Annotated in this window: 11 protein-coding genes; 4 read left to right on the top strand and 7 right to left on the bottom strand. The window is 65.4% G+C overall.

What is annotated here, in order from left to right:
• Window positions 1-22: 22 nt before the first annotated feature.
• Genes OE856_RS02605 through yajC form a run of 5 tightly spaced genes read right to left on the bottom strand, consistent with a single transcriptional unit; the run spans window position 23 to window position 4,106 of the window.
• Entirely contained in the window at window positions 23-376 is a 354-nt protein-coding gene (locus tag OE856_RS02605; RefSeq protein WP_263714488.1) for an Mth938-like domain-containing protein, read from the bottom strand.
• An 8-nt stretch (window positions 377-384) separates the two neighbouring features.
• On the bottom strand, window positions 385-1,137 hold the full coding sequence (locus OE856_RS02600) for a TSUP family transporter (RefSeq protein WP_263714487.1): 753 nt from the start codon (window positions 1,135-1,137) through the stop codon (window positions 385-387).
• Entirely contained in the window at window positions 1,130-2,098 is a 969-nt protein-coding gene (gene secF, locus OE856_RS02595) for a protein translocase subunit SecF (RefSeq protein ID WP_263714486.1), read from the bottom strand. Before secF ends, OE856_RS02600 begins: the two co-directional genes overlap by 8 nt.
• 10 nt (window positions 2,099-2,108) lie before the next feature.
• Window positions 2,109-3,770: a protein translocase subunit SecD gene (gene secD, locus OE856_RS02590; RefSeq protein WP_263714485.1), complete on the bottom strand. Its 1,662-nt coding sequence runs from the start codon at window positions 3,768-3,770 to the stop codon at window positions 2,109-2,111.
• A gap of 9 nt (window positions 3,771-3,779) precedes the next feature.
• Window positions 3,780-4,106 (bottom strand): preprotein translocase subunit YajC, encoded by a 327-nt coding sequence (yajC, locus tag OE856_RS02585; protein ID WP_263714484.1) that lies wholly within the window; start codon window positions 4,104-4,106, stop codon window positions 3,780-3,782.
• Between the two features lie 207 nt (window positions 4,107-4,313).
• Here yajC and OE856_RS02580 point away from each other — a divergent pair, with 207 nt between their 5' ends.
• From OE856_RS02580 to eda, 4 genes are all read left to right on the top strand, one after another.
• On the top strand, window positions 4,314-5,792 hold the full coding sequence (locus tag OE856_RS02580; RefSeq protein ID WP_263714483.1) for a pentapeptide repeat-containing protein: 1,479 nt from the start codon (window positions 4,314-4,316) through the stop codon (window positions 5,790-5,792).
• 21 nt (window positions 5,793-5,813) lie between these two features.
• Window positions 5,814-7,106 (top strand): serine--tRNA ligase, encoded by a 1,293-nt coding sequence (serS, locus tag OE856_RS02575; protein WP_263714482.1) that lies wholly within the window; start codon window positions 5,814-5,816, stop codon window positions 7,104-7,106.
• Window positions 7,107-7,143: 37 nt separating this feature from the next.
• On the top strand, window positions 7,144-7,887 hold the full coding sequence (locus OE856_RS02570) for a hypothetical protein (protein WP_263714481.1): 744 nt from the start codon (window positions 7,144-7,146) through the stop codon (window positions 7,885-7,887).
• A gap of 75 nt (window positions 7,888-7,962) precedes the next feature.
• Window positions 7,963-8,604: a bifunctional 4-hydroxy-2-oxoglutarate aldolase/2-dehydro-3-deoxy-phosphogluconate aldolase gene (eda, locus tag OE856_RS02565; RefSeq protein WP_263714480.1), complete on the top strand. Its 642-nt coding sequence runs from the start codon at window positions 7,963-7,965 to the stop codon at window positions 8,602-8,604.
• Here eda and OE856_RS02560 read toward each other — a convergent pair.
• Window positions 8,601-8,864, bottom strand: coding sequence for a hypothetical protein (locus OE856_RS02560; RefSeq protein ID WP_263714479.1), 264 nt, complete (start codon window positions 8,862-8,864; stop codon window positions 8,601-8,603). The genes eda and OE856_RS02560 overlap by 4 nt on opposite strands.
• Window positions 8,861-11,656 carry a bifunctional [glutamine synthetase] adenylyltransferase/[glutamine synthetase]-adenylyl-L-tyrosine phosphorylase gene (locus tag OE856_RS02555; RefSeq protein WP_263714478.1) on the bottom strand — a complete coding sequence of 932 codons (2,796 nt, stop codon included), beginning with the start codon at window positions 11,654-11,656 and terminating at the stop codon, window positions 8,861-8,863. The genes OE856_RS02560 and OE856_RS02555 overlap by 4 nt, the downstream gene beginning before the upstream one ends.
• Window positions 11,657-11,739: the final 83 nt, after the last annotated feature.

Here is an 11,739-nt window from a genome sequence, read left to right as displayed (position 1 = left end):
CAATCAGGCGCAGGGGCCGGTTTCAGACCGGCAGCATCGCCGCGGCCACACGACGGCCCTCGGCCATCAGCACGTTATAGGTGCGCGCCGCGGCGGGGCTGTTCATGATCTCGACGCCCAGGCCCGCCTCTTCCAGCGCGCGGCGCAGGTCTGCGGGCAGCGGCGCGATCTCGGCCCCGGTGCCAACCAGGATCACATCGATCTGACCCGCCAGCGCCAGCAGGGCCTTGGCATCGTCATAGCCGCCCCAGGGCGCAAACCCTGCCTCGGACACCAGAACCGCGCCGGTCACGACCGCCCCCCCGATCCGAAAGAAACCGGGGCCATAGCCATCGACGGGCTTGGCATTCGAAAAGTTTACCTGGTTCAGACGCATGGTTGTCCTCAGTCAAAAAGCGGCAGGCCCGTGGCGATGGCCAACCCGATCACCGCATAGGCGGCATGGCGATAGGCGCGCTCTCGTTCGGGCCGGAACAGCGCCTGCCCGATGAACACGCTGACAAGATAGGGCACCGACAGCAAAAGGCCCAGCCCAATGGCATGCATCCCAACCAGCCCGCGCGCGAAAAGATTGGCGATGATCCCGGCATCGAGCACGCTGAGGAACAGCACCGTATTGGCCCGCACCTGCGCCACGCGCCCCGGCCCGGACAGGTAGAACAGGATCACCGGCGGCCCGCTGAGCCCGGTCATGCCACCCAGCACCCCGGCCGCGCCGCCCACCGCCCCCAGGCCGGGCCAACCCAGGCGGCGCGCGTGACGCCACCCCGCCATCAGCGCCACCAGTGTGACAAGGGCCGCAAGCGACAGCGCCCAACGCACCGTGCCGCCATCCAGCCAGGTCAGCAGCATCACCCCCAAGGGCGCCGTCGCCAGCGCCGCCAGCGCCAGCACACCGACCTGCCCCCGGTCGGCCTCGCGCCAGGCACGGGGCATCAGGACCAGGAGGCTGAGAATGCCGGTAACGTTCAGCACCACGATCGCATCGGCCAGCGGGATGAACCGCGCCGCGACAGGCATAAAGATCAGCCCCGTGCCAAAGCCGGTAAAGCCGCGCACCACGCCCGCGATCAGGAATGTCAGGACAAGCCAGACCAGGCCGGGCGCGCTCAGCGCCGCGGCAAGGGCCTCAGGCATCAATATTGCCGAACTGCGTCCCCGCGTCGCCCGACGGTTTCGACCAGTCGCGCTTGACGCCCAGGAACAGCACGATGTTCTTGGCCACGAAAACCGACGAATAGGTGCCGACGATCACGCCCCAGGTCATCGCAAAGACGAACCCGCGGATCACGTCGCCGCCCAGCACCAAAAGCGCGATCAGCGCAATCAGCGTGGTGCCCGAGGTCATCACCGTGCGCGACAGGGTCTCGTTTACGGCCAGGTTCATCACCTGCCGCAGTTCCATCTTTTTGTACTTGATCAGGTTCTCGCGCAGACGGTCGAACACCACGACCGTGTCGTTGATCGAATAGCCGACGATGGTCAGCAGCGCCGCGATGATCGCCAGGTCGAACCGGATCTGGAACGCCGCGAAGACGCCGATCGTCACGATCACATCGTGGATCAGCGCCGCAACCGCGCCCAGCGCGAACTGCCATTCGAACCGCAGCCAGATATAGATCAGCACCGCGCACATCGCCAGAACCACCGCCTTGACCGCGGTCAGGATCAGCTCGCCAGATACTTTCGGGCCCACACTTTCGACCGAGGTAAAGCGGATGCTCGGGTCGTTGACCTTGAGCGCCTCTTGCACGGCGGTGACGGTGTCCGAGGTGATCGCCTCTTGGTCGTCCTGGGCCTGGATGCGGATCTGGGTCACGTGCTTGTCTTCGCCGAAAGTCGGGTCGAACACCTCAGAGATCGACACGTCGCCCAGCCCCAGCGGCGTCAGCGCGGCGCGATAGGCCGCCACGTCCACCGATTGCGTGCTTTCGGTCCGGATCGTCGTGCCGCCGCGAAAGTCGATGCCGAAATTCAGCCCGAAGGCAAAGAAGGCCACGATCGACAGCACGACCGCCAGAACCGATGCGCCAAAGGTAAAGCGCGCAAAGCGGAAGAAATCCCAGTTGGTTTCAGAAGGGACAAGTTTCAGTCGCATCTTTCTCTCCTCAAACCTCGATGGATTTCGGGCGGCGGCGTTCCATCCACCACACGATCAGCAGGCGGGTGACGAAGATCGCGGTAAAGACCGAGGTCATGATCCCCACGCCCAGCGTCACCGCAAAGCCCCGCACCGGGCCCGAGCCCAGCATGAACAGGATCGCGGCGGTGATCAGCGTGGTGATGTTGGCGTCGATGATGGCGCTCAGCGCGCGTTCATAGCCCAGATCAATCGCCCGCGCCGGGCCCTTGGCGGTTTTCAGCTCTTCGCGGATGCGCTCGAACACCAGAACATTGGCATCGACCGCCATGCCGATGGTCAGCACGATACCCGCGATCCCCGGCAGGGTCAGCGTGGCGCCAATGGCGGACAGGATGCCAAAGATCAGGCCCACGTTGATGATCAGCGCGATATTGGCGATCACCCCGAACAGGCCGTAGCTAAGTACCATGAACACCAGCACCGCGATACCGGCAACGATACAGGCGATCTTGCCGGCCTCGATACTGTCGGCGCCCAGTTCGGGGCCGATGGTGCGTTCTTCGAGGAAGGTCAACTCGGCCGGCAGCGCACCTGCACGCAACAGGATCGCCAGCCGGTTACTTTCATCAACGGTGAAATTGCCCGAGATCTGGCCCGAGCCACCCCGGATCGCCTCGCGGATCACCGGGGCCGAGACAACCTCGTCATCCAGAACGATGGCAAAGGGCGAGCCGACGTTTTCGACCGTGTAATCCCCGAACTTGCGCGCCCCTGAGGGGTTGAAGCGGAAGGTCACCACCGGTTGGCCGTTTTGGTCAAAACCCGGCTGGGCATCGGTCAGGTCCTCGCCCGTTACGACCGGGGTCTGCTCGATGATGTAGAACACCCCCTCTTCATCCAGCGAGGGCAGAATGATATTGCGCGCGCCCGGCGCCTGGTCGGGGTTCGAGGTGCGTCCGACAACAGGGTTAAAAGTCAGCCGCGCGGTGGTCCCAATCAGCGCCTTCAGCTCGGCGGCAGAGCCGAGGCCCGGCACCTGGATCAGGATGCGATCCTCGCCCTGGCGCTGGATGGTGGGTTCGCGTGTGCCGACCTCATCCACACGGCGGCGGATGATCTCCAGCGACTGCTGGATGGTGCGGTCATCAGTGGCCTGCTGTTCGGCCTCGGATAGGCGCACGACCACATCCGGCCCGTCGCCCGTGACCTCGATATCATTCGAGCCCACCCCGGTCAGTGACACAACCGGCCGCGCCAGTTCGCGCACCGCGGCCAGCGCATCGGCCATGCCCTCGGGGCGCGAGATCCGCACGCGCAGCTCATCGGGCGCGCCGTCCTGAAGGCGGATGGTGCCGACGCTGTTGCGCACTTCGCGCAGCGCATCGCGCACATCGGGCCACATCCCGTCCAGACGGTCGGCATAGACATCCTCGACCTGAACCTCGGCCAGCAGATGCGCGCCGCCGCGCAGATCCAGCCCCAGATTGACCAGACCCGACGGCAGCCATTCCGGCCACGCCCCCCTGGCGGCGTCCAGCACCGGGTTGGACCCCGACACCTCGATCGCCTTGACCGCGTCGTTGTGGCCCTCGACGCGGGTGTAAAACAGGTTGGGCATGGCCGAGGCCAGACCCAACAGGCAGGCTGCCACGATCAGCAGCCGTTTCCAGAGGGGGATATCAAGCATCAGTCAGGCTCAGGCAGCTTCGGCCGGTTCGGTCTTGTTCATCACCTGCGCGATGGTCGAGCGCACGACCCGCACCTTGACGCCTTCGGCCAGCTCGACCTCGACCTCGGTGTCGTCCTTGACCTTCGACACCTTGCCGATCAGGCCACCCGCGGTCACGATCTGGTCGCCGCGACGCAGAGCCTCGACCATGGCCTTGTGTTCCTTCATCTTTTTCTGCTGCGGACGGATCATGAGGAAATACATGATCGCGAAAATCAGCAGCAAAGGTGCAAAGCTGGTCAGCGCACCGCCGGCACCCCCGGCGGCCTGAGCGTAAGCAGGCGTAGCAAACATATGGTTGTTCCCGTGTTGAAAGGGGCGCACAGACCCCGGAAAGATTGGCGCGCACCCTATCCGCGCCCCAAAGGCTTGGCAAGGCGATGAGACCGATATGGGGCGACGCGCCAAACAGGCAAGACCACCCCGGCCATTCCCCCTTCTCACACGCTGAAATATCGCCCATGTTGCACCCGTGGGTTGAGGGGCGCGCGGGGCCAGAACATGTTTCGATATCAAGACAGCCAGCTAGAGCTGAGCATTCCATTCACGCAGGGCTTGCTGGTCTTTGTCATGCTGTTTGGCATGGGGGCGGCATTTGCCCTTGTCGTGTGGGCCTTCAACGCGTGGACCGCCCAACCCGAGTGGCTAAAACGCCTGCAACTCCACCCCAAACGCGGGCTGAACAGCCTTGCCTGGTTCGCGATCGTTCTGTCCCCGATCTGGCTGGCGCTTTTACTGTTGACGATCTTCAATCTGTTCGGGCTATTCGCAAACCCGCCCGAAGTCACCGATACCGACGGCGCGCTGGCCTACCGCGTGCATTACCTTGCCATCGTAGGGCTGATGACTGCGCTTGCCGGGCTGGTCGGCACACCGCTGGCATTGATCCGGGTCTTCACAACCGAGCGCCAGACCCGCACCGCCGAACAAGGCCACATCACCGACCAGATCAACAAGGCGGTCGAGAACCTTGGCGCGACCCGCACCCTGAAAGATGCCAACGGGAATGAGCGGCACGTGCCCAACCTCGAGGTCCGCATCGGCGGTATCCTGGCCCTGGAGCGGATCAGCAAATCCAGCCACGACGATCACGTGCAGATCATGGAAATCCTCTGCGCCTATATCCGCGAGAACGCTCGGCAGCAGGTGGCGCAGGAGGTGGAATTGGATGACGACGGCATCCCCATAAACAAGGCATATCAAGCCATCACCTTGCGCGATGATCTGGTAACGGCCTTTGACGTGATCGATCGACGCGGCGAAACCCTGCGGCAAATCGAAGAGGCGGAAAAATTCCGCCTGAACTTCCGCTATGCCGATTTCCGCGGCCTGAACCTGTCAGCCCGTGACCTGAACAAAGCGGACCTGCGCTGGGCGAAGATGCAAGGGGCGGACCTGAGTAGGGCGAAGATGCAGGGGGCGGACCTGCGCTTTGCGGAGATGCAGGGGATGGACCTGATGGACGCGAAGATGCAGGGGGCGAACCTGAGCGGGGCGCAGATGCAGGGGGCGCACCTGAGCTGGGCGAAGATGCAGGGGGCGCACCTGATCGAGGCGAAGATGCAGGGGGCGAACCTGAGCATGGCGAAGATGCAGGGGGCGCGCCCGCGCTGGGCGGAGATGCAGGGAGCGGACCTGAGTGGGGCGGAGATGCAGGGGGCGGACCTGAGCGTGGCGAAGTTCGACAATCTCACCACCTTCACTGCCGCTACTTTCCAAGGTGTGGCTGTGAAGGAGGTAGATTTTACAAACTGTAGCATTAAACCCGCGCGATTGGCACAGATGTTTGGCGATGCGTCTGTCACATGGCCCGGCGGCAAAGGCCCGGACAGCGACGACTGGCCCGCACATTGGCCAAAAGAGGATCTCTATTGGCACCCAGACGAATCCGAATCCGAATTCCACAAGGCCTGGCGTGCATGGCAGGATGAGATCGGTTTTGATCGGGAAACATTTACGATAAAGCATCCCCCCAAGTGAATCACCAACGGGACGCAGCCCATGCATGACATCAAAGCCATCCGCGAGAACCCTGCCGCCTTTGACGCGGCGCTTGCCCGTCGCGGGGATGATCCGATGTCGGGCGCGGTGCTGACGCTGGACGAGGAACGCCGCGCCAAGATCCTGGCCGCCGAAACCGCGCAGGCCGAGCAGAACAAGGCCTCGAAATCCGTGGGCGCCGCCAAGGCCAGCGGCGACGAGGCCGAGTTCGAGCGCCTGCGCGCCCTTGTGGCCGAGAAAAAGGCCGAGGTCGCCGCCCTGACCGAAGAGGCCAAGGCGATGGATGCGGCGCTGAATGACCTGCTGTTGACCATCCCGAACCTGCCCGCCGATGACGTCCCCCAAGGCGCGGACGAGGCCGACAACGTGGAAATCCGCCGCTGGGGCACTCCGCGTGAGTTCACATTCAAGCCGCGCGAGCATTACGAATTGCCCGCCGTGCAGGACGGCATGGATTTCGAGACCGCCGCCAAACTGTCCGGCTCGCGCTTTGTGCTGCTGTCGGGCGCCGTGGCGCGCGTGCACCGGGCGCTGGCGCAGTTCATGATCAACACCCATGTCGATGAAAACGGCCTGACCGAAGCGATCACCCCCGTGCTGGTGCGCGAGGAAATGATGTATGGCACCGGGCAGCTGCCGAAATTCGGCGAAGACAGCTATCAGACCAATGACGGCTGGTGGCTGATCCCCACCGCCGAGGTGACGCTGACCAACATCGTCAACAACGTCACCGTGGCCGAGGATTACATGCCCCGCCGCTACGTGGCGCATACGCAGTGCTTCCGCTCCGAGGCCGGCAGCGCGGGCCGCGACACCTCGGGCATGCTGCGTCAGCACCAGTTCGAAAAGGTCGAAATGGTCTCGATCACCCGCCCCGAGGACAGCGACGCCGAACATCAGCGCATGACCGATTGCGCGCAGGGCATCCTGGAAAAGCTGGGCCTGCCCTATCGCACCGTGGTTCTGTGCACCGGCGACATGGGCTTTGGCGCGCGCCGCACCCATGACATCGAGGTCTGGCTGCCCGGTCAGGACACCTATCGCGAGATCAGCTCGGTCTCGACCTGCGGCGATTTCCAGGCGCGGCGCATGAACGCGCGGTTCAAGCCCGGCGAGGGCGGCAAGCCGCAATATGTGCATACGCTCAACGGGTCGGGCCTGGCCGTGGGCCGCTGCCTGATCGCGGTGCTGGAAAACGGCCAGCAAGAGGATGGCTCGGTCACCCTGCCCGAGGTTCTGCACCCCTATCTGGGCGGCAAGACCCGCATCACCGCCGAGGGCGTGCTGGCCTAGGGCTGGATTTTTCCCATGCCTGCACCATCTTAAGGGCATGGACACCGAAGACACCCAGATCGACCCGATCCGCGCAATTTTCACCTTTTGCGCCGCGCTGTTCTTTGTGCTGTCGCCGCTGGTGACAACGGGATTTGCCGGGTTCACACCCGATCAGTTTCCGGTGCCGCAAGACCGACCGCCGGTGCAGCCCGCTGGCTATGCCTTTGCGATCTGGGGGCTGATCTATGCCTGGCTGATGGTCTCGGCCGGGTTCGGCCTGTTCAAGCGCGCCAAGGATCCCGCATGGGAAAGCGCGCGCCTGCCGCTGATCCTGTCGCTGGCGCCCGGCGCGGCCTGGATCGGCGTGGCGCAGCTTAGCCCGATCTGGGCCACGGTGCTGATCTGGTGGATGCTGCTGACCGCGCTTTGGGCGCTGGCGGAAACGCCAGACGACGACTGGCTGTGGCTGCGATTCCCCGTGGGGCTTTATGCCGGGTGGCTGACGGCGGCATCCTGGGTGTCGGTCGGGCTGATCGGCGCGGGCTGGGGCATTGGGCCGGGCGAAACCGGCTGGGCGCTGTTCGCGCTGTCGGGGGCATTCGCCACCGGCGCCTATATCGTAAGCACCCTGCCCGCGGTCGGCTATGCGGCGGCGCTGATCTGGGCGCTGGTCGCGGTGGTGGTGGCCAACCTGCCCGGCGCCCCCCTGGTTGCGGCTGTGGCCGGGCTGGCAGCGGGCGGGATCGTTTTCCTGGCGCTCAGACATGCGCAACAGGCCCAGCCCCCTGAAAGGGGCTGAGTTTTCACGCTTCCCCCTATTCGCAAGCCGCGCGTTGCTCTAGCCTGAACCCGAACTCGAACAGAGGGAGCAGCCATGACACCCTTTCAAGCCAGCAAGAAAACCGCCGAGCTGTGCCGGATGGCCCCGGTCATCCCGGTGCTGGTGGTCGAGGACCCGGCCCATGCCCGCCCGCTGGCCGAAGCGCTGGTGGCGGGCGGCTTGCCGGTGCTCGAGGTCACGCTGCGCACCCCCGCCGCGCTGGAGGTCATCGCCGAGATGGCCACCGTCAAGGGCGGGATCGTCGGCGCGGGCACCGTGCTGTGCCCCGATGACGCCTATGCGGCCAAGGACGCTGGCGCCCGGTTCGCCGTCACCCCCGGCTGCACCTCGCGCCTGCTCGACGCGGTCGAGGACGCGGGCCTGCCCACCCTGCCCGGCGCCGCCACCCCGTCCGAGGTGCTGTCGCTGCTGGAACAGGGCTATAGCGTGCAGAAATTCTTTCCCGCCGAGATCAACGGCGGCATCGCGGCGCTAAAGGCCATCGGCGCGCCCATGCCGCAGGTGACATTCTGCCCCACGGGCGGGGTCAGCGCGACCAATGCGCCCGATTACCTGGCGCTGCCCAACGTGGCCTGCGTGGGCGGGTCATGGGTGGCGCCCAAGGCATTGGTCGAGGCGGGTGATTGGGGCGCGATCACCGACCTGGCCCGCGCCGCGGCCGCGCTGGGGCGCTAGCTGTCCATCCGGCCACGCCGACCGCCCCGCCGCCTGGGCGCGGGCGCGTCCTGAACGGCGGCGCGCAACACGCCGGTCATCGGATGATCGGGCATCTCGCCGCCATAAACCTGCAACAACACCAGCACCGCCGCCTTCATGTCACCCGGCACGCTGATCGCCCAGTCGACGAAAATCGACCGGCACTGATCCTCGGTGATGCCCTCGATGCGATAGGCCTCGCGGATCAGGCCGCGCTGATCGGCCTCGCCCGGGGTCATGGCGCAGCTCCGCCCAGCAAGGCATTGATCCGCGCCGCACTATCGGCCAGCGCGGCCCGCATCTGGTCATGCAGATCGCGCACCCGTTCAGCCCCGGTGGCCGACAGAAAGAACGCGCGCGCGCCCTCATCCATGGCCTCGGGATCAAAGGGCTTGGCGGTCAGCAGCTTGGCCGCGATCTCGACCTTGCGGAACAGCTCATAGGCCGCGCTCAGCGCCTCGGCATCCTCGGCCCCAATCCAGCCCGAGCCCGCCGCACCATCGCGCAGCTGGGTTACGACGCGGGTTGCCGGGCTGGCCACCATCAACGCCGCCGCCGAGGCGATCAGCTCGATATCCTGCCCGCCGCCCGCACCCTGTTTCGCATCCCAGTCCCCCTTTGATGGCTTGGCCTCAGCCAACCGGGCACGCATATCAACAATACCGTCTACGATCTTGTTTTTATCGCCCTTTTCCACCAACAGCTGCCGCCGAAAATCCTCGATCTCCTGCGCCAGATCGGCGGCACCCGCCACCGCGCGCGCCCGCGTCAGCGCCAGGTGTTCCCACACCCAGGCCTCGTCGCGCTGATAGCTTTGGAAGGCGGCAAAGGACGTCGCCACCGGCCCCTGGTTGCCCGACGGCCGCAGCCGCATGTCGACCTCATACAGCTTGCCCTCGGCCATCGGCGCGCTTAGCGCCGTGACCAGCGCCTGCGTCAGCCGGGCGTAATAGGCGCGCGAGGCCAGCGGGCGGCGGCCATCCGATTCCTCGACCCCGTCGGCGTCATAAATCACGATCAGATCAAGATCGGACCGCCCCGTCAGCCGCCCCGCCCCAAGCGAGCCCATGCCCATCACCACCGCGCCCTTGCCCGGTGGCGTGCCGTGCTTGGTGGTGAAATTGGCGGCCACGCAGGGCCAGACCGCGGCCAGAACGGCCTGCGCCAGATCGGCATACTGGCCGCTGGCCTCATCCGCCGAAATCAGCCCGCGCAGGAAATGCACGCCGATGCGGAAATGCCATTCCTTGTTCCAGCGCCGCGCGGCGTCCAGCTCTTTTTCATAATCGCCCAACACCGACAACTGCCCGGTCAGATCCTCGGTCAGCGCCTCGACACCGGGCCAGTCGGCAAAGAAATCGCCGCCGATCACCGCATCCAGCACCCCCGCATTGCGCGACAGATACCGCGCCAGCTCAGGCGCGGTGGCGGCGATATTCACAATCAGATCAATCAGTTGCGGATTGGCCTGGAACAGCGAGAAAATCTGCACCCCCGCCGGCAGCCCCTCGAGGAACCCGTCAAAGGCGGCCAGGGCCTCATCCGGTTTGGCGGCCTTTTGCAGACGGGTCAGGATCTCGGGTTTGAGCCGTGCAAAGATCTCGACCGCGCGCTGCGAGCGCAGCGCCGGATAGGTATGCCAGCGCTCGACCACCTGGGCCGAGGTCTCGCTGAGCGTCGGCATGTCGGGCTTGCCCGAGGGCTGACCCGGCGCAAAGAACCCCTCGGTCAGCTCATCCACCCGGCGCAGGCGCTCGGTCAGTTCGGCGCGGAACACGGCGGTATCGCCAAAGCCCATGAAGCGGGCGATTCGGTCCATGTTCTCGTCGCTCTTGGGCAGGCGATGGGTCTGGGCGTCGGCCACCATCTGCAAACGGTGCTCGACCTCGCGATGGGCGCGGTAATCGGCGGTCAACTGTTCGGCCACCGCCTGCGGCACCCAGTCCTTCTCGGCCAGCCGCGCAAGCCCTTCGACCGTGCCACGCACCCGCAGATCGGGGTCGCGCCCGCCGGCAATCAGCTGCCGGGTCTGGGTAAAGAATTCGATCTCGCGGATGCCGCCCATGCCCAACTTCATGTCATGGCCTTCCAGCACCAGCTTGCCATGCAGGCCCTTGTGGTCGCGGATCGCCATACGCATGTCATGGGCATCCTGGATGGCGGCGAAATCGAGATGCTTTCGCCACACGAAGGGGCGCAGCCGTTCCAGATAATCCCAGCCCGCCTGAATATCACCGGCACCGGGGCGCGCCTTGATGTGCGCGGCGCGTTCCCATGTGCGGCCCAGGCTTTCATAGTATCGCTCGGCCGCCTCCATCGCCATGCAGACGGGGGTGACGGCAGCGTCGGGGCGCAGGCGCAGGTCGGTGCGGAACACATAGCCCTCGCCGGTCTGATCCGACAACAGCGAGGTCATCTTGCGCGTGACCCGAATGAAACTGGCGCGGGCATCGTGATAGTCGTCGGGCTCGAACCGGTCCTGATCGAACAGGCAGATCAGGTCGATATCGGACGAATAGTTCAGCTCATGCGCGCCCTGCTTGCCCATCGACAGGGCCACCATGCCGCCGGCGGTCTCGGCATCTTCGGGCTGGGCGCCGGGCAGCTTGCCGCGCTTGATCTCGGCCGCGACCAGCCGGCGAAAGGCGCAATCGACCGCCGTATCGGCCAGATCGGTCAGCGCGCGGGTCACGTCCTCTAGCGGCCAGACACCAGCCACATCGGCCAAGCCGATCAACAGCGCCGCGCGCCGCTTGGCTTGGCGCAGGCCCGAGGACAGCTGGTCCAGTTCCAGCGCGCGCATATCGGCCAGAATCGCTGCGAATGCGTCTTCGGGCGCCCGCGCCAGCGCGCCTTCCAGCCATTCATCCTCTTTCTCGGTCAGCCCTTTCAGATAGGGGCTGCACCCTAACGTGCCCTGCAACACCTCGCGCATCTCGGGCGCAAGGCTTTGCAGCCGCTCGGGCAATTCGGCGGCGCGATCAAGGTCATAGGGAATGGGGGCGCGGGTGATGCGGGATTGGAAGTTCATGGCTCAGTGATGCCGCGCCCGCGCGCCGTGGTCAACGGGGTTGCAGCGTCCGGTATGAACACCAATAGTCGCAGCAAAGGAGT

The sequence above is a fragment of the Actibacterium sp. XHP0104 genome (assembly GCF_025751515.1).
Classification (GTDB): Bacteria; Pseudomonadota; Alphaproteobacteria; order Rhodobacterales; family Rhodobacteraceae; genus Actibacterium_D.
Note: the sequence above shows the minus strand (reverse complement) of the source record. Positions and strands in the feature narration are given on the sequence as shown.